The sequence below is a fragment of the Paenibacillus sp. FSL R5-0341 genome (assembly GCF_037975235.1).
Taxonomy (GTDB): Bacteria; Bacillota; Bacilli; order Paenibacillales; family Paenibacillaceae; genus Paenibacillus; species Paenibacillus amylolyticus_A.
Genome location: NZ_CP150241.1, coordinates 2,703,112 through 2,721,496, shown reverse-complemented (window position 1 = coordinate 2,721,496; position 18,385 = coordinate 2,703,112). Strand labels below are relative to the sequence as shown.

General features: G+C 45.0%; 17 protein-coding genes. 3 read left to right on the top strand and 14 right to left on the bottom strand.

Annotation, left to right across the window (positions count from 1 at the left end; genetic code table 11):
• Positions 1-113 precede the first annotated feature (113 nt).
• The 9 genes from MKX75_RS12430 to MKX75_RS12390 form a co-directional block, all read right to left on the bottom strand.
• Positions 114-986: a carbohydrate ABC transporter permease gene (locus MKX75_RS12430; RefSeq protein ID WP_339169794.1), complete on the bottom strand. Its 873-nt coding sequence runs from the start codon at positions 984-986 to the stop codon at positions 114-116.
• Positions 987-1,024: 38 nt separating this feature from the next.
• A complete protein-coding gene (locus tag MKX75_RS12425; protein WP_017688833.1) occupies positions 1,025-1,927 on the bottom strand; it encodes an ABC transporter permease subunit in 903 nt (300 codons plus the stop codon).
• A 114-nt stretch (positions 1,928-2,041) separates the two neighbouring features.
• Complete coding sequence (locus tag MKX75_RS12420; protein ID WP_339169792.1) at positions 2,042-3,643, bottom strand: extracellular solute-binding protein; 1,602 nt, start codon at positions 3,641-3,643, stop codon at positions 2,042-2,044.
• Positions 3,644-4,039: 396 nt separating this feature from the next.
• Positions 4,040-4,414 carry a hypothetical protein gene (locus tag MKX75_RS12415; RefSeq protein WP_339169790.1) on the bottom strand — a complete coding sequence of 125 codons (375 nt, stop codon included), beginning with the start codon at positions 4,412-4,414 and terminating at the stop codon, positions 4,040-4,042.
• Between the two features lie 240 nt (positions 4,415-4,654).
• Entirely contained in the window at positions 4,655-6,898 is a 2,244-nt protein-coding gene (locus MKX75_RS12410; protein WP_339169789.1) for a helix-turn-helix domain-containing protein, read from the bottom strand.
• A gap of 21 nt (positions 6,899-6,919) precedes the next feature.
• Entirely contained in the window at positions 6,920-8,143 is a 1,224-nt protein-coding gene (locus tag MKX75_RS12405; protein ID WP_339169788.1) for an MFS transporter, read from the bottom strand.
• A 43-nt stretch (positions 8,144-8,186) separates the two neighbouring features.
• The gene (locus tag MKX75_RS12400; protein ID WP_339169786.1) at positions 8,187-9,245 is read right to left on the bottom strand and encodes an ROK family protein; all 1,059 of its coding nucleotides are present in this window, start codon (positions 9,243-9,245) and stop codon (positions 8,187-8,189) included.
• 35 nt (positions 9,246-9,280) lie between these two features.
• Positions 9,281-10,519, bottom strand: coding sequence for an ROK family transcriptional regulator (locus MKX75_RS12395; RefSeq protein WP_339169785.1), 1,239 nt, complete (start codon positions 10,517-10,519; stop codon positions 9,281-9,283).
• Between the two features lie 184 nt (positions 10,520-10,703).
• Complete coding sequence (locus tag MKX75_RS12390) at positions 10,704-11,543, bottom strand: YitT family protein (RefSeq protein WP_062834072.1); 840 nt, start codon at positions 11,541-11,543, stop codon at positions 10,704-10,706.
• Positions 11,544-11,919: 376 nt separating this feature from the next.
• Here MKX75_RS12390 and MKX75_RS12385 point away from each other — a divergent pair, with 376 nt between their 5' ends.
• The 3 genes from MKX75_RS12385 (at position 11,920) to MKX75_RS12375 (ending at position 14,810) form a co-directional block, all read left to right on the top strand.
• Positions 11,920-12,978, top strand: a complete 1,059-nt coding sequence (locus tag MKX75_RS12385) for a fatty acid desaturase (RefSeq protein WP_062834071.1) — start codon at positions 11,920-11,922, stop codon at positions 12,976-12,978.
• A gap of 87 nt (positions 12,979-13,065) precedes the next feature.
• Positions 13,066-14,214 (top strand): sensor histidine kinase, encoded by a 1,149-nt coding sequence (locus MKX75_RS12380; protein ID WP_076330869.1) that lies wholly within the window; start codon positions 13,066-13,068, stop codon positions 14,212-14,214.
• Positions 14,211-14,810, top strand: coding sequence for a response regulator transcription factor (locus MKX75_RS12375; protein ID WP_062834069.1), 600 nt, complete (start codon positions 14,211-14,213; stop codon positions 14,808-14,810). The genes MKX75_RS12380 and MKX75_RS12375 overlap by 4 nt, the downstream gene beginning before the upstream one ends.
• Positions 14,811-14,990: 180 nt before the next feature.
• On the opposite strand, the gene MKX75_RS12370 is transcribed toward MKX75_RS12375, so the two are convergent.
• The 5 genes from MKX75_RS12370 to MKX75_RS12350 form a co-directional block, all read right to left on the bottom strand.
• Complete coding sequence (locus tag MKX75_RS12370; protein WP_339169783.1) at positions 14,991-15,902, bottom strand: hypothetical protein; 912 nt, start codon at positions 15,900-15,902, stop codon at positions 14,991-14,993.
• Between the two features lie 80 nt (positions 15,903-15,982).
• Entirely contained in the window at positions 15,983-16,723 is a 741-nt protein-coding gene (locus tag MKX75_RS12365; RefSeq protein ID WP_062834067.1) for a polysaccharide deacetylase family protein, read from the bottom strand.
• A 473-nt stretch (positions 16,724-17,196) separates the two neighbouring features.
• Positions 17,197-17,700, bottom strand: coding sequence for a ferritin (locus tag MKX75_RS12360; protein ID WP_062834066.1), 504 nt, complete (start codon positions 17,698-17,700; stop codon positions 17,197-17,199).
• A gap of 156 nt (positions 17,701-17,856) precedes the next feature.
• Positions 17,857-17,976 (bottom strand): hypothetical protein, encoded by a 120-nt coding sequence (locus tag MKX75_RS12355; protein WP_024631887.1) that lies wholly within the window; start codon positions 17,974-17,976, stop codon positions 17,857-17,859.
• 100 nt (positions 17,977-18,076) lie between these two features.
• Positions 18,077-18,334, bottom strand: a complete 258-nt coding sequence (locus tag MKX75_RS12350) for a YolD-like family protein (RefSeq protein ID WP_036608707.1) — start codon at positions 18,332-18,334, stop codon at positions 18,077-18,079.
• Positions 18,335-18,385: the final 51 nt, after the last annotated feature.

The following is an 18,385-nucleotide window of genomic DNA, read 5'->3' as shown; positions in this document are numbered from 1 at the left end:
ACCTCCTGAGACTATAGGTGCGTGTTCAAAAAGATCAGTTTTCAGTACCAAGAAGCTGATGATGCCACTAGGCATCATTCGTAATCAAAAGTGAACTTTTTGAACAACCTCTATTAACCTTTTACAGCACCTACCATTACGCCACTGATAAAGTACCGCTGCAACCACGGATACACAAGCAGGATCGGTAACGTTGAGAATATAACGCTGGCTGCTTTCAGACTCTCAGGCAGGACTTGAACGGCACCAATGCCTTCGTTTTGCATCAGTTCTGTAATCTGGTTTTGCTGAATCATCTGATACAATTTCAATTGCAGAGGGTATAGCTCAGGCTTGGTAATATACATCAGTGCATCCTGGAAACCATTCCATCGTCCTACCGCGTAGAACAAACTCAGTGTCGCCATAACCGGAAGGGATAGCGGCAAGATAATGCGCATAAGTGTTCCGAAGTGGCTGCTTCCATCAATGCCCGCCGCTTCTTCCAGACTTTCGGGAATGCCTCGGAAGAAGGTAATGAGAATGATCATATAGAACGGACTAATCAATCCAGGCAAAATAAGTCCCCATGTGCTGTCGAGTAGATGTAGATTTTTGATCAGAATATACTCGGGAATAATGCCGCCACTGAAGAACATCGTCACCACAATGACAAGCATGAACCACTTGCGCCCTTTTAGATTACTCTTCGCCAGTGGATAAGCTGCCGCAATGGTCATCGCCATGCTTAGCACCGTACTCAGGACGGTGAGCCAAATCGTATAGATGAGGGAACGAATCATTGATCCATCTGCAAATACTTTAGTATAAGCCTCAAAGGACAACTCTTTTGGGAAAAAGGAAACTTCTCCTGAACCGATCGCCCGGTTCGAACTGAGCGAGATCGCAATAATATGAATGAATGGTGCAAGACACAGCACCATCGTAATGACAATAAGAATGACGTTTACCGTGTTGAATATTCGATTCGCCGTGTTTTCAGACATCCCACTCACTCCTTACAGATCATATGTGATTCAATCCACTACATAATGCTCTCATCGGTTAATTTCTTGGACGTATAGTTCGCTCCGAGTATGAAGACAAGTCCAACCAAAGCCTGGAACAAACCTACAGCTGTTGCGAGCGTAACCTGACCAGACTGTAAACCGACACGATAGACAAATGTGCTGAGCACATCCGAGTATTCACGTACAGCCACGTTACCGATAATAAATGGTCGGTCGAAGCCGATAGAGATCATGTTGCCGACATTGATGATCAATAAGGTAACAATCGTCGTTTTGATGCCTGGTAAGGAGATGTGCCAGATTCTGCGTAGCCGACTTGCTCCATCCACTTCTGCCGCTTCGTACAGTTCCCGGTTAATCCCTGTCAGGGATGCCAGATACAGTATCGTACCCCAGCCTGCACTCTGCCACACGCCTACTGCAAGATACGTGAAGAGCCAATAGTTTTTGTCTGAAAGGAATGGTAACGGATCGAATCCCATACTCATTAAGATATTGTTAATGAAACCGGATTGTGTACCGAATACCTGAAGTACGATCCCTCCAATAATAACCCACGAAATAAAGTGAGGAATGTACAGTAAGGTCTGTGCCAACTTTTTGAACCAGGCCTTCTTCAGCTCGAACAATAAAATAGCCAATATCAGTGGCGCTGGGAAGGATACCAGTAAGTCCAGCATGTTAAGCACTAACGTATTGCGTAATGCCGTGTAGAATCCTTGATTTTGAAAGACTTCTCTGAACGCATCCAAGCCAATCCACTCACTACCAGCGATACCTTGAAAGAAGTTAAAGTCCTTGAACGCAATCTGCACACCATACATTGGCCCATACTTGAAAATAATGAAGTAGATCATGGGCAGTAGGAGCAACGCATATAGTTGCCAGTTTCTGCGGAAATAGATGCTTGTTTTCATAAACCTTCCCCCCATGTCATTCAGGATTTGTTCATCAAGACGATATTGTGTCATCGCCTTGATGAAATCCCTGTTCTTTGTTGCCATACGCATTAGATGTGATCTCTACTCTACTTATTTCATCGCATTGTAAGCTTCTGTACGTTCATCCAGGATCGCTTGACCACCGCTCGCCATGTAATCTTTCATCATGCTGTCATACGTGGCTTCAAAATCAGCAGGTTTGGAAATGGTTGTTTTCACGAAGAACTCCATAAATTTGTCTTTCAAGCCGTTACCGTAGCGTGCTTCCGCCTCAATCGGTTTGGAGAAGCGCACCGGTTGAATCGTGTCCGTGTTAGAGATCGCTACCGATTTACGCATATCATCCCGATACTTCGACTCTACCTGTACGACATAAGCTTCTTCATTTTTCTTGTCATCCCCAACGTATTTACCATTGACGATAATGGCAATGTCACCGGAATTATAGATACGACCTGCGATTTCAGGAGAAGCATCATCTTTGATTAGTGGAACTCCATCCACAAGCTCATAGTTCTCATTTTCAACACCGAATTGCAGGTCGAACAGGTTGTTGCCCGAAGCCATCCAATCCAGATACTTCATCGCTGCTTCCGCATTTTTACTCGATTTCGGAATCATGACATACATCGCATTAGGTGCATATGCCGGTTTGGCGAATTTTCCTTCGGAGTTTTTGAATGCATCAATCGGAGTCATCACTGCACCAGGTTGATTGGTTTGCAGGTTTTTGTACGTACCAGAGATGTAAATCTCCCCTGCATCCTCGGTGTAGAATCCAACTTTGCCGTTAGATACATCTTCCCACAGCTTTTTCTTGTCTTTGTCGAGCCCAAAGTCCTTGCTCATTAATCCTTCATTATAAAGTGTGTTCATATATTTCAGAGCGTCCTTGAAACCAGGCAATAATGTTGGATAGTCATTGGAACCCAGTTGTTGTGTTAACGTATATTTTTGTTCTTCCGTCAGTGGTTCAATGAATGACCAGATCAGGGGTTCATATTGAGCCGAGGCGATGGACATCCCCATCGGGATAAGTCCTGTGCCGACCTTACCCGGATCTTTTTCCTTAAAAGCCTTCAGTGTTGTATGCAGCTCCTCAGCTGTCTCAGGTGAAGGCAATCCGAGTGCATCCAGCCAGTCCTGACGAACATAGGATGCGTATTTGCCAAGTACAAGACGTTTACCCGGAACCGCAAACTGTTGTCCATCGTATTGACCGTAGGCCAGTGTTTCATCTCCCAGCATTTTTTTCAGGTTAGGACCCGTTTGATCGATCAGATCCGTAAGTTCCGTCAAACCACCTTGTTGTGCATAACGGTTGAATGTTCCCGAATCGTAAGTAAAGACGATGTCAGGTACTTCAGAGCCACTCGCCATCAGAACGTTAAGCTTCTGTACTTCCTCCGAGCGTGGTACCGGAACAAACTGAACGTCGATGTTGTTTGGATCGCCAAACTTCTCTTGAATGAAGCGAGTCAGATAACTGTCCGAAATGGTGTAGCCCGCCGGTGTGTTTCCCCGGTCGAAGATTTCCACTTTCAAAGTCGTTTTTTCCCCCGAACCCGACTCTCCTGATGAAGAGGTAGATTCGCTTCCTGACGAACATGCAGATAATAATAGAGTGAATGCTGTTACCACTGCGAGGATTGAACTTGCCTTGCCTGCCTTACGTCTTTGAAATAATCTCATTTGACCTTTCCCCTTTCGCACACTCTCTGAATGGATTCACATGATTGCCACTCCACTTTGTTCATCCCATTTTGTTGCACCTGTGAATGTCACTAATAATTACATAGGATCTGATATTTAGACAATAAACTATTTTCAAAATGTAAAATTCACGCTTTTTAAGTTAAATACCGCGATATATAAACATATTTCCTGACAATATACAATTTTCACGCCTTATATGTTAACTATATTAACATAATATGTTGCGTTAATGTTGATTTCTCATACCCAATCTGGCATCACCCATCTTGCAATAATCCTTTTTCCATTGAATCTCTCTTCAAAAAAAAGAAAAAGAGACCACATCTTATGTGATCTCCTTGTTTAGCAACACTTGTAGAACGTTTCAACTCACTAATTCCTCGGTGGAAGATTAAACTTCACTTGACCAAACAACGTATCGATGGCATTTCCCGCAAATTGATCGATAACATGTTCGTTGTTCGTATCCGTATGTTCCAAAATCAATACATTATACTTCTCATCATAATGCATTCCGCCCAAAATAAATCGTACTGGAATGTTCTGAGCTGACCCCGCTTTCGAAATGGCCTGCACAAGTTCCGATTCATGCCTTTGGCGAGTGGTCATGTAGGTACCATCAGGTATCGTTATCGTATATGACGGGTCATCTACATTAAATGTGAATGTGTTGTTGCTTGCTGTGATGGTAACCCGCCTATTGATATCTACCGATCCCCACACTTGCTGTCCGTATGTATACATCATCTTCAACTCCTTCCCTATGAATTAATGGATTGTCATAATGCTAGTATAGGTCATTCGTAAAATTCCTTAACGCACCAGCTTAATGGGCCTAAGATGTTGTATTAAACATGAAAAAATCTCCTGTAAAAGGACGATAAGGCACGAACCTTATCCCCTCATACAAGAGATTTCATGAAATATCTCTATGGATATTGCTTTTCATACGATGCTTGGATGTTCTGACACGTCCAATATCGATCGTTATTGTTCCCCTTGTTTTCCACTCTGCTTGCGGTAGTCCCCTGGTGTCACGCCCATAATTCGTTTAAATACTCTACCGAAGGAGATCGCATTGGCATAACCCACTTGCAGAGCAATATCCTGAACAGCCATTTCGGATGCAGACAACAGACGGCAGGCTTTCTCGACCCTCAGTTTCACCAGAAAATCAACAAACTTCATCTCAAACTCTTCCTTGAACAAATAACTCGCATATTTACCCGAGATCTGGAACCGATCACTCAGATGTTTCAGCGACAGATCCGGATCATCAAAATGCTCTTCAATATAGATCCGTAGCTCGTTGATCATCGCTCGATGACTTTTCGTTTCATTCACAGACACATAATTACGATAGACCTCTTTAAGCCATTCCTGCAAAATCTCTTGAATTCCCTCCAGTGTCTCCACCTGCTGGATATCACTGCGAAGGCGAGTCAGGATTTCCTCAGCAAATTGGCTTTGCAACCGCTCAGACAGCTCCCCGAATTCACGGGACAACATCTGAATTAATGCCTGCAGCAACATACGAATATCATTATCTGTAATCTGATCTTCGCTGAACGCAACAAACATCTGATCCAGCTGTGTCCGCCAGCCATCACCCGTAAGCCTGAATTCACGGACAAAGTCAGCGAGCATCTGCAAGTATTTGTACGACTGTAGCTCAATACGATCCGGCAGCTGTTCACTGAGAACAATCGCATCTTTACCAAGGGTAAGCCTATGCTGCAGACCCGCATCTGCACTCGCATAGGATCGCGTGATCTCCTCCCAGCCCGATACGGTTCGTCCAATGCCAAAGGTAAACCGGAGTCGGAAGTGTTCCGCAATCCACATATGCATCTGTTTAGCCAGATCCATGAGCAATTCACGATCCAGTCCTTCCTTCTCATCCGATGCGATCACCACAATAAGCCTGCGGTTCCCAAACCATTCAGCCCAGCCACCAAACTGGGTCTCGTTCTGCGCAAGTTCTTCCACCACGTTCATGAGTGCTATCTTCAAAATATTCTGATTGGTTGAGAGATCGTCGCCATTCATTTCCGCAATGAGGACAGCAACACTCTTTGGTTCCATAAATCGTTCCTCTAGTGGCTGCAGATGGCGAAGTCGCTGACGGAACGAATCCATTCGCTCTCCTTCCATCAGATCAACAAGCAACTGTCTACGGTGAATTAGCAAGTTTTCATGATGCTGTTTCTCATAGTCAACCGTTTGAGCAATCAGATGTTCCAGCGCACGGTCGATGAGAGCCAGTTCATCCTTGACGGACGGAGCTACTTCATCCTCCTCGGCACGTGGCTGTAGCGCCTGAATTCGATTCATGATGAGCTGGATAGGCCGAGTATTTCTGCGAGTAATGTAGACCAGGCCCGCCACTGCACCAACTATCGTTAATAAACCAATGCCGATCCATACATAGGAGACAAGCGACACCCATGAATACAGCTGTCCGGATTGAATGCCACTCTCGAAGACCAGACCAAGCTTGTCCGCAGACACACGATTAAGGATTTCGCCGGCTGAAGGGTCCATTTGATGCGCGGTATAGATCAGATTGTCGCTCTTGTCCCGAACCTGAAGAACAGACAACTTTTCATTCGTCATGTTATCGATCTGCCGTTCTACTGCATACATGCGGATCGTAATGACGAGCAGACCTTCCCCGCCCCAAGGTAGCGGAAGCCATTTATTCATGCTAATTACTTGTGAAGGTACGTCGAAGGATCGTTCCTTGTATTGACGCGGCAGGTTCCAACCGAGGTTCTCCCGATCTTTCAAGGCTTGCTCAATATAGGCACGATCTTGGAAATCTTCCAAGCGCATCATGCCTCTGGGTGTCAGGATCTGAGAATCCGACATGCGATAGAGATAAATGGATTGAATCATATCCTGCTGATCCAGCATCCGTCCCAGCCCGCTTGCCGCATCATAGATGAACTGACTCAATGATTGTCCCTGTCCAGCCTCCAGAAAACGACTGTATGTCTTGTTCGCACCAATGTCTTCTAGCAACCGAAGTTCAATGTCGCCTAGTGAGCGCTCAAGTGTGTCTACGATATAGCGGGTGGAGATCATGTCGGCCTTTTGCGTTTCATTACGCGAGAGTTCGTTGACAATCAGGAAGGAGAGAAAGATCAGAATGGAAATCGTAAGCAGAAAAATAGGAAAATAGGAATACATCAACTTGGTGTGCCAATTCCGCTTTAGATTTACTTTCATAGGCTCCAACTCCTTCCCTCTCTATTCTAATGAGTATGATCTTCTCTGTTCTTTGGCCTGCCTGCTGACGATATACAGAATCACTGATCCTAGTGCCGCACTGATCGTGCAAGACAGATACATCAATGATGGGCCGCCGGAATCGAGTAAATATCCGTTAAGCATATTACCAACAATTCCGCCCAGGCCGGCAAATACCATGTTAAATAAACTTTGTCCTGTGGCCTGCATTTCCCGTCCCGTAACAGAAGCCACATATTCCACTGCTGCGATATAGAAGAATCCGAAGGATAAGCCATGCAGCACCTGAACGCCAATCATCACCTCAGGTGTCGGCCATAGCCATTGGATTCCCCAACGTAACATATACGCCCCGGCTGCAAGCAGCATCGTCCGTTCATGTCCCCATTTTCGGAGGATGAATGCCGCCGCCAACATAGATGGAACATTGGTAATCGACGCGAGCAACAGCGCCGTACCTGTCATGGTCACAGAACCGCCAGCCATCTGAAATGAAATAACGAAAAAGGAGTTAAATGCAGTAAGCGTTTGGTTAACCAGGAAACAACCTGTTAGAAATAGAAGGAATGTCCGGTTTCGGAGCAATCTTGCCAAACCTACGGAGAAGGTTACCGAGGACGAGGAGATGCTCGTCTGCCGGGGAAGTGTACTTGCCAGTATGGCGCTCAGAACGTTAAACATTAGGAATGGCAGCCATAACATGTGAATGGAAAACTGAGAGAGATACATCCCTGCTGCGAATCCACCAACTCCCGTTCCTATGCTGCCGAAGAGTCGGATCATGCCATATGAGGTGTCGGCTGCCCTCGCCGCGGTAACCGCATAGGAGTCAGCCACAGGTATTTGAGTCACTTGGAATATAGTGCATAAAGTATAAATCAATATTAATATAATGTACACTTGAATATTGTAGAAGTACGCTAACGATGCAGGAATAAGCAGGCTTATGACCAGTACGAACCGTGTCTTTTTAAACTTATCTACCAGAATTCCCCATATAGGTTGAAGAATAATAGATACGAGTGTGCCAAATGCCATGATAAATCCGGTTTCTTTACTGGAAAAACCTTGGGAAACCAATATGGGATTAATGTACGGGTTAAACATGCCTCCCGCAAGTCCCATAAACAGGTACAGGCCCTGCAATTTGAGTAAAACACGTCTTGCATCTTTGGAATCGGCTTTTGTTTTCTCTGTGTAAGCCTTCATATGTCTGCTTCTCATCCGGATCTCCATCCTTTAATTCTGTAGTCGCTTCGCCTATTCTCTATTGATATGTCCGTGTTAGACTCGACCTGATTGCAGCCAATGCCCCGATCGCTCCTGCTTTGTTCCCCAGTTCAGCAACAGCTAGACGCGCAGGCAGTACAGTATATCGCTCAAGGCGTGTACGTACTTCATTTAGATAATAGGATGGGTTGGATGCTGCCACGCCACCACCGATCACAATAATGGAAGGATTGAGTAAAGCTATAATATTCGCCAGACCTCTCGCCATATAACGCATGGGTAGTTCCAGGATCTCCAGTGCAGCAACATCACCAGATTCGGCTGCTTTGAATACATGTCTGGCTTCGATCTGCTCCATTTTCTCCCCTGCCAGACTCATGATCAGGGAACCGGCACTTCCTTTTCCATCTGCAAAATAACGCCTCGCCTGTTCGGTAATTCCCGTACCTGAAGTCGCTTGCTCGAATACGCCAAAGGAATCCGCATCCGCAACGTAACCGGTATGAAGCCCTTCGTCTCCTGCAATGAAATGCCCAATCTCGCCTGCTGCTCCATTCTGACCGCTATACAGCTGTCCATTCAGGATAAGAGCAGATCCAATGCCTGTTCCAACCGTGACCATTACACAATGCTGATGTCCCTGTGCTGCCCCTTGATCATATTCTCCCATCGCAGCCATGTTCACATCATTATCCAGCATGATATTGCCGCCGTAATACTTCGAAATAACAGGGCGAATATCTTGCTCAGGCCACTGAAAAGCTGGGGCACTTCGCAGTATTCCCTCCTCCTGTAGAATCACACCAGGGAATCCCAAGCCTACTCCCGAAAGTTGACCCAGACTGCATCCAACCTCACGGCAGAACGTTTCCAATTCAGCGAATAACCAACGGAAGAACTCATCCGGCTGATCACTGGCAAGAGTAGGCAACCGACATTCACGAACTTCACTTCCAGCCTGTTGTGATGACAAGAGCATTAATGTTTTGGTACCTCCAATGTCAATACCTGCAATCCAGCCGGATCGCTCCCCTCCAACCGTACCATTCTGATTGGACTGGCGATCATTACTTACGTTTTTCATGGATTCTGTCATCCTATTTCCCTCCTCACATGTATAAATCCAATCTCTTATTCCATGACTTCCTGTTGAAGATTCAGCATCGTTTGTTGTAGAGCCACCTGCACCGCACCAGTAACAACAGCCTGCTCACCAAGCTTGGAGCAGATTAACTGTGGCTGCACCGGGAAATGCTCAGATATGATCTGTCTCAATAACGGTAACAGCACATCACCGTTCCCTCCTACGCCTCCGCCAAGCACAATCAGATCAGGAGCAAGCACCACGCTAATCTGACGCAGAGCTGAAGCAAGCATCTGGCTATACTGCTTAAGAATCTCTAACGCCTCTACTTCTCCACTGCGTGCAGCTTCAAATAACTTCTCGGGAGTCAAATGTCTGCGAAGAGCATCTACATCTACATCTACATCTACATCTACATCTACATCCGCACCCGAATCAGCAGCTACCAATAGTTCATCATGCAGATAAAGATGACGTTTCGCCAGCTGCATCAGACCATCGGCTGATAGCACTTCCTCCAGACGACGGCCATCCTCCATCAGCATCTCGGCAATCTCTCCGGTTAACCCACCAAGACCTCGAAGCAGTTGACCATGCACCATGATACCAGCGCCCGTACCTGTCCCGATGGAGAAAAAAACAAACAAAGGATAACCTGCTGCTGCACCACTCCTGTACTCCCCCAGCGCCGCAAGATTCACATCATTCTCCAAGATTACTTCACAGGGGAATGCTCCTGACAACGACTCCAGCGAGAAGGCTTGTTCCAGACCCACTAACGGGTCCACAATACGACTGATACGCCCCTTTTCGGGTAGAACTACACCCGGTATGCCAAACCCGATGCACTGTATCTGATTCCAGTTCAGATGATTTTCCTCAAGCAATGCGTTCATATGACTTCGAAGAAGCTCCAGTATCGTCGCTTGTGCTTGGTCATTGGCTGCTTGAACTACCATGGGATACGTTCGATAGGCGATGATCTCTCCATTCAGATCGGATAATGCGATCCGAATACGTGTTGCTCCGAGATCTATGCCACAGACATAATAAGCCGTTTCATTGAAACGGATGAGCGTTGCTTTGCGACCCTGGGCGTTGTCAGCTCTCCCGGTTTCCCTCACCAGATTACGATCAATCAGATGTTCGATCGCCGACGACACTGTGGGTTTACTAAGTCCGGTCTGACGGCTGATATCCGCTCTCGACATGGTTCCCTGAGTTATCAGAGCATCCATAATCAGATTTTCATTCAGATTGCGGATATATTGCGGTGTGCCAGCCATCTTATCCCCTCCTTTTATAGTTAGTTAAGTTTATTAACAAATTAATTAAATTCAATATATCACCGCCTTTTGGGGGTGTACAGCTTTTTATGCTCCAATAGATGACATGATATTCCCACATCAACGCAACAAAAAAAAGCTGCAGTGAGCTTTCACCGCAACTTCTTTCTTCTATATAAGTGTATCAAGTCTTGGAAAGTTCAATGAATCCTTCACCGAAGACATCACGCACATCATGAATGGTGATAAAAGCAATCTCGTCTTCTGCTCGAACAATTTTCTTCAACATAGAAACTTCCTGTTTGCTAATCACAATGTATAGAATTTCTTTCTTATTTTTCGTGTAGTAGCCATGACCGGACAGAACAGTTACTCCGCGATCCATCTTCTCAATGACTTGCTTCGCAATTTCATCCTGTTTGGAAGAAATAATCATAACTGCTTTTTTCGGATTGAGTCCTTCAATAATGAACTCCATCGTTTTGGTTCCGACAAACAGCAGGACAATGGTACACATTAATCCTTGTGGGCCAATGATGAAGTATGAGGAAAAGGCCACAATCAGATCGAAAAACAGAAGTCCGTAACTGATATTCCAATCCAGATACTTGTTGGCAAGTCGGGCCAAGATCACGGTACCCGCCGTTGTGCCTCCCACTCTAACAATCAAGCCAATACCAAGACCGGCAAATACGCCAGCAAAGATGGTATTGATCCAGAGTTCATCCGATGCAATTGTCCAGCTCTCCGTCAGATGCAGGAACAACGAGTTGAATACGACCGCAATAATTGTATACACCGTAGTCGTTTTATCAAGAAACCGATATCCCACAATTAACAGAATACCGTTCAGGATCAAGTTCATCAGTCCAGGAGACCATTCAAACAGGTAATACAAAATAATCGTGATGCCCGTGACGCCGCCTTCAGCCAAATCGTTCGGGATGACGAACAGGTTCACCGCCAGTGCAAACAGAAATGCACCTGCCATAATAAATAGAATATCCGTAATTCGTTTCTTCATTATGCATTCCATCCAATCCATCAGAAATCAACCTAATCGACCCGTCTCATAAGTTGTCATAATCACTCAAAGATAGATTTTACCATGCCCACAACAAAATTTGTATACATAATACAAATTGTTACGTAATTTGTGCAAAGGAATTTACAAAACCCTTCTCTTTTCTCTTCTACAAAGCCATTCACCACCATACACCCATGACAAATGTCATGGTCCATCATTGATGTTCATCATTATAAAGGGCTGACGTTTATGACTTACTGTCATGGGTGTATTGTTTTACAATGATAAAAACGCTTCCTAGAGGAAAGTCTTACCGGGAAACGTGAAGTTGTAGCTGATTACAGTTATAACGATTGAAGGAGGACACACGTCAATGAGTAGAACCAAAGAAATGGCGCTAAAAAAAGAAGTCACCCCTTACGAAAAAAATGATCTCAGATTAAGTATCCGTCAGTTAATCAATACATTGCTCCCGCTCTTCTTGCTATGGGCTGCAGCTTACTTTAGCTTATCGGTTTCCTACTGGCTAACCTTCCCGATTGCCCTGGTGGCATCCGGATTTGTACTACGGACATTCATTATCTTCCATGACTGCTGTCACGGTTCATTCTTTAAAAGCAAACGTGCCAATGATATTCTCGGTACCATTACAGGCGTATTAACACTGACACCCTATCAACAATGGAAAGCCGAGCATTCCATCCATCACGCAACCAGCAGTAATCTCGACAAACGTGGTGTAGGTGATATCTGGGTCATGACGGTTGACGAATACAAAGAAGCTTCTCCTTGGGGTCGTCTTTTCTACCGGATTTATCGTAATCCGTTTGTATTGTTCTGCATCGGACCAATCTATGTGTTCATTCTCGCTTATCGCTTTAACCGCAAAGGCGCACGACGTAAAGAGCGCATTAATACTCACTTGACCACAGCCTTGATCGTTGGACTCTATGCATTCATGTGCTGGTTAATTGGCTGGCAGGCTTTTGTTATGGTGCAAGCACCTGTATTCTTCTTCTCCGGTTTCTTCGGCATTTGGTTGTTCTACGTTCAGCATCAGTTCGAAGAAACGTACTTTGAACATGAAGATGAATGGAGTTATGTAAAAGCAGCTGTTGAAGGCAGTTCTTATTACAAATTACCAAAATTATTGCAATGGATCAGTGGTAATATCGGGTTTCACCATGTGCATCACTTGAGCCCGCGTGTACCTAACTATTTCTTGGAAGAAGCACATAACGCAACACCACCCTTGCAAAAAGCAACGACTATTACACTACGTTCCAGCCTGGTTGCCCTGCGCTTCCGCTTATGGGATGAAGAATCCAAACAATTTATTAGTTTCAAACAGCTCAAAAGCTTATCCCGCAAGCCGTATGTTCAACCGCCTATCCGAGTAACCAATCCAGCGGGTCTGACAGAGAAGCCTTAACTCTGTCGGATTCGTTTTCTTGTATTCAAGCCATAGTCATGCTACAGTCATGCTAAAGTTGAGTACAAGTGCAAGGAGGAGAATTACATTCAAAAGTGGATGCAGATTTTTTATAAAAATACAGGGTTAAATCCTTATGTATGGCTGGTCTTTTTCATCCTGCCCTTCTATTACATTTCACAATATTCCAAATTATGGACGATGGTGACCGGCATTATTATCATTCTCGTCTTCTTCGTCTGTTATCTGCTCGCCTTCATTACCAAGGGCTGGCAGGTGTACATGTGGATTGGATTGCTCATTGCCATATCCATTACGATGACCATCGCTTATGATTATGCCTATTTCTCGTTGTTTCTTGCTTTTTTTATTGGGAATATTAAAAATAAAGCCGGTTTTTTCACCCTCTACTCGGTGAATTTGGGAGCCAGCTTTCTAACCATTAATTATGGTTTTATCAATCAGAGTTCATTGCTCGTGAGTCAGTTCCCGTTTGTATTCATCAGCTTAATGGCCTCCATCCTGCTTCCAATCAGTACGTATAATAAAAATAAGACTGAACAATTGGAAGGCCAATTGGAGAATGCCAACAAACGACTCGATGATCTGGTGAAAATGGAAGAACGTCAACGTATCGCTCGTGACCTGCACGATACCCTTGGACAGAAGCTCTCTCTGATCGGTCTGAAAACCGATCTCGCGAAGCGCCTGCTCCGCAATAATCCCGATCAGGCCGAGATTGAATTGAACGACCTTAGACAAACGGCAAGCACAGCTCTGAAGGAAGTCCGCGAAATGGTAACAACCATGCGTGGTACACAATTGGTCGATGAACTGTTCCGGGCAGAGCAGATTCTGAAGGCCGCTTCGATTGAATTTGTACTTGAAGGTAATCCGAAGCTGCAAGACACGTCGCAATTGAATGAAAATGTGCTTGGTATGTGCTTGAAAGAAGCCGTCACCAATGTGGTCAAACACAGTCAGGCAACAACATGTACCATCGTCATTAAGGAAACACTAGCGGATAATGTACTAACCGTGCAGGATAACGGTGTCGGAATAGAACGAACTCGCAAAACGGATCGGCGCGGAACAGGAATTTTGGGCATGAAGGAACGACTTGAATTCGTGAATGGTTGTCTGGATATCCGCTCTGGTACAGACACCCAGGGTACAGCAATCATTATTCATGTGCCCAAACTCGTCCGCAAACCGATAAAGGAGGCAGAATCATGATCAGGATTGTAATTGCAGAAGATCAGCGCATGATGCTCGGTGCCTTGTCTTCCCTACTTAATCTGGAAGAAGATATGGAAGTCGTCGGACGTGCCAGCAACGGCCAGGAAGCCCTTGCTCTGGTGCAAGAACTTGCACCAGACATCTGTCTGATGGATATAGAAATGCCCGTGAAAAGCGGCCTCGAAGCCGCAGAAGAACTCAAAGGAATGAGCTGCAAGGTCATTATCCTGACCACTTTTGCCCGGACCGGATATTTCGAACGTGCCCTTAAGGGTGGTGTCCGTGGTTATCTGCTCAAAGACAGTCCAATTGAAGAACTTGCCGAGGCGATCCGCCAAGTCATGAATGGCAGACGTATCTTCGCTCCCGACCTGGTCGATGAGGCTTATGTAGAAGAGAATCCTCTGACTGAACGTGAGAACGCCGTACTTGGCCTCATGGCAGACGGGAAGAATACAAAGGAGATTGCCGGACATCTGTTTATCACAACGGGCACGGTACGTAATTACATCTCCATTATTCTCAACAAGTTAAATGCCAGTAACCGCATTGAGGCTATCACTCGCTCCAAGGAAAAAGGGTGGTTCAAATGAAAGTACCGCTTTAACCCATTGAAACATAAATAAGTATGTTCCCGGCTGCACAAGTCAGTCGTAATAACATGCTAGTAAAAAAGCTTGGCCTAGGAAAACACTTCCTTGGCCAAGCTTTTTATGTTTATTATAACAATCTGACATTCAATTCTTGTGCATTGCAGAATATTTGCGAAACGCTTATGATTTCACAGATACAGCCATACCAAGAGCTTCCAGTGGCACTTGCTCGGTCTTGAGCTGATAAATTTGATGACCGTCTTGCCATGAGATCGTTACATGGACAGACTTTCCTCCACTTGGATATTCCACGTTGATATACCCTTTATCTTTCGGTACAGGCAATGTATGTGACTCCAGATACTCCACCATTTTCTTCGCAATACCCGGATTATTCATCTTATCTTCGGAAACCGAGCGAATTTGCAGCGTCCATCTTCCTTCTTGCCACGTCAGATATTGACTGCCTGCCGCACCTTCACTCAAGCCTTGGATGCCATGTCCCAGATCCACAGCCATGTCTGTTGGAATATCTTTCAGGTCCGTCTCAGGAAAAATTTCTGACTGATTCGGGTCCTTATAGGTCTTCATTTCATAGGAAGCCAGTACAGGTATCTTACTGTCGGATGCAGTTAAAGATTGATCATTAATGGCAACAGACTGAGTGGTAGCGTAAAAGTTTACCTTAAATGCATCAGCAGTATTGGACAGTATTGCCGCACCCACATATTCGCCCTTCTCTAACGTAAAGGATGTGGGTAAAGATGCATCCTTCATCGTCAACTGGTTACGAACTTGCTGGATCACCTTATTCACACTCACCTGACCATTAGCACCTTGGTTGTCATTTGCCTTCGATCCGGATGTGTCTTCATTATCTGTTGTGCCCGTATTCTCTTTGGTTCCCGCTTCATTTTCGTTAGAGAAATCAGCACCACCGCTTCCGCTCTGGGTCTGTTGACCCACTGTTGTCGTTGGTGAAGAACTATTCTCTGATGATGCAGCATTCGAATCCGGTCCGCCACACCCTGCTAGCGCAAGTAAAACGGCTGTCGTTACCGGAATGGTCATCCACAATGGTTGTTTCTTCATGTTGTGTACCTCCTTGGTTGTGAGTTGTGTCCAATGTGTAGTCAGGATCGATCTAATGTCTGATTCAAAATATCAAAAGATTAACGCTTGTCGTTCCAGAAGTTAACCGGCTGTACTTTCTTGCTTAATACTTCAAAACGATACCCTTCTGCCTTCAATGTTTTCAACACTTGTGGCAGGACCTTCAACGTCGCTTCCTGGTCGTGCATAAGCACAACAGGCGTTGTTCCGCTCTTTTGCACATTGTGGATTTGCTTCATTACACTGTTATAGACTTTCTGGTGATCCTTCTTGTATTTCCAGTCTTCCGAATCCACATTCCAATCCCATAAATGGAATCCACCCTGACCTAACAACACATTACGAAATGCCGGCTTGAGATATGGTTTACTACCATATGGCGTCCGAACAAGACTTGTTTTAACTCCGGCAACCTTGTTCAGACTTACATTGGCCTGTTGCATCTCTTTCAATCCGCTATAGGCAGATTTATAGAATTTGCTTGGAACGTGAGTCACACCATGCAGGCCCAATCCATGCCCGTCAGCTACGATGCGTTTGGTAGCCTTCTGAAACTGCTCCATCTGAGGGCCCAACATGAAGAACGTTGCCTTCGCATTATATTGATCGAGAATATCGAGTAACTGACCTGTGTGAGCGGTTGGCCCGTCGTCAAAAGTCAGGTATATGATTTTGGAACTCGCTTTGTTTGCGCTATCCTTTGATGTAGCTGATTTGGCAGATACCGATTGCGGCAATAATAGTGGAATGATTAATAGAATGGCAAGTGTGACCATGATAGATTTGCGAATATGTAGCATAATTAAAAGTCTCCCTTATGTGTTATATTTCCCCGGGTGTCCATGTTGTTCTACCTTCATCCCTTGGCGATTAATCCTAATACTATCAAAGATAGCAGCTCCTGTTCTCGCTTCAAAGGCTACGGTAGAGTTACACTTTTGTCAGATAAACCTAAAATTTAAAACGAATTTGATAGATTTGCGCAAAAATAAGATCCCGCCAGGATAGATCAATTGTGACATATCCTCTATTACCCATATTCAGGATTTTGATAGACTTTTGCTACGATTCAAGCATATCAATTAAATAATTAAATATCTTTGCATGCAAAAAAAGCCTGCACAAGTGCAGGCCTTCTTCGTCTTGAATCAGCATATGGCATCAAACCATCATCCCTTGCAGGGGGATTGCCCCCATTGCTTCAGGATCATTACCTCATGCTGTATGTAGATGATCTTTTGTCGCTGGAATCTTCTCGACTCCCAACGTACAGTTATTCAGCAGGGGCAGTGAACGAACGTTTGCCAAACTCTGCATCCAGCATGTAGAAGGCATTGCTGTCTTTTTCGATGCGGCGCAGCTTCTGAATAATGTTGTCAAACAATGCTTCCTCTTCAACCTGCTCATCAATGAACCATTTCAGGAAATACATCGTTGCATGTTCACGTTCATTCAGGGCGATGTCAGCCAGATTGTAGAATTTTTTCGTGTTTTGCTGCTCATGAGCATAACCATGCTCAAATACATCCAGCATCGAAGCATATTCATTCTTCGGTTCTGGCAAAGCCGCCAGTGTGGCACGTTGTCCACGATCATTCAGAAATTTGTATATTTTCATGCCATGGAATCGCTCTTCCTCCGCTTGCACGATGAAGAAGTTCGCAAATCCATCCAGACTTTTGCTGGAACAATAGGCTGCCATAGCCAGATATACATGAGCGGAATAAAACTCAAAGTTCATCTGTTCATTTAAAGATTCTGTTAACTCTTTGCTCATTTTCAAAACACCTCTTTCTTTCTCTAGGGATGGTTATATTCTAACATAACGACTGCAGGACTTACACCGATTTTCTACAAATTTCGCCAATGACTGAACGAACAAAAAAGCTCTGCCGCGATGGCAGAGCTTCTTTCATTCTTTAGAGATATGCGATTATACCAAGAACGCTTTGGAGATGATAACCAACAGGATGAACAGAACCAGAATGGCACCTACAGAAGTGAAACCTCCGTATCCGTAGCCTCTTGCTTCTCCACCTAATACTTCGCTCATTGACCGTACCTCCTCTGCAACAGGTATGGGTTATCTTATGCAGGAAGAACGACTTTGACAGGGCGGATGCCCTAATTATTCAAAAGCTGTTTTTTTTCGTTCAGTACCGTGGAGATTGCACTCGCATGATATCCAGAAAAGGTACCTTCGCCGTGAACTCTTCCTCTGTATACTCTACATGCACGAGTCGTGTACGGGAGTCCATTTTGACAATGACTCCTTGCACCTGATCTTCCTTGCCCCATACCGTCAACAGTACTTCCGAACGTTCACGAAAGGCTTCAACCAGCTGATTTCCCAACTCTTCAAGTTCAAACTCATCCCGTGTGGGTCTTTTTGCTACTTTTGCTTTTGCCAATGTGGCTGCCTCCTCTACTCCGACGTCCCGATTCCACGGGTTGATTGCCGA

Coding starts and splice junctions, on each gene's coding strand:
- MKX75_RS12420 (WP_339169792.1), bottom strand. CDS start 3,643: ATGAGATTATTTCAAAGACGTAAGGCAGGCAAGGCAAGTTCAATCCTC.
- MKX75_RS12410 (WP_339169789.1), bottom strand. CDS start 6,898: ATGAAAGTAAATCTAAAGCGGAATTGGCACACCAAGTTGATGTATTCC.
- MKX75_RS12415 (WP_339169790.1), bottom strand. CDS start 4,414: ATGATGTATACATACGGACAGCAAGTGTGGGGATCGGTAGATATCAAT.
- MKX75_RS12390 (WP_062834072.1), bottom strand. CDS start 11,543: ATGAAGAAACGAATTACGGATATTCTATTTATTATGGCAGGTGCATTT.
- MKX75_RS12370 (WP_339169783.1), bottom strand. CDS start 15,902: ATGAAGAAACAACCATTGTGGATGACCATTCCGGTAACGACAGCCGTT.
- MKX75_RS12360 (WP_062834066.1), bottom strand. CDS start 17,700: ATGAGCAAAGAGTTAACAGAATCTTTAAATGAACAGATGAACTTTGAG.
- MKX75_RS12375 (WP_062834069.1), top strand. CDS start 14,211: ATGATCAGGATTGTAATTGCAGAAGATCAGCGCATGATGCTCGGTGCC.
- MKX75_RS12425 (WP_017688833.1), bottom strand. CDS start 1,927: ATGAAAACAAGCATCTATTTCCGCAGAAACTGGCAACTATATGCGTTG.
- MKX75_RS12385 (WP_062834071.1), top strand. CDS start 11,920: ATGAGTAGAACCAAAGAAATGGCGCTAAAAAAAGAAGTCACCCCTTAC.
- MKX75_RS12365 (WP_062834067.1), bottom strand. CDS start 16,723: ATGCTACATATTCGCAAATCTATCATGGTCACACTTGCCATTCTATTA.
- MKX75_RS12400 (WP_339169786.1), bottom strand. CDS start 9,245: ATGACAGAATCCATGAAAAACGTAAGTAATGATCGCCAGTCCAATCAG.
- MKX75_RS12355 (WP_024631887.1), bottom strand. CDS start 17,976: ATGAGCGAAGTATTAGGTGGAGAAGCAAGAGGCTACGGATACGGAGGT.
- MKX75_RS12430 (WP_339169794.1), bottom strand. CDS start 986: ATGTCTGAAAACACGGCGAATCGAATATTCAACACGGTAAACGTCATT.
- MKX75_RS12405 (WP_339169788.1), bottom strand. CDS start 8,143: ATGAGAAGCAGACATATGAAGGCTTACACAGAGAAAACAAAAGCCGAT.
- MKX75_RS12395 (WP_339169785.1), bottom strand. CDS start 10,519: ATGGCTGGCACACCGCAATATATCCGCAATCTGAATGAAAATCTGATT.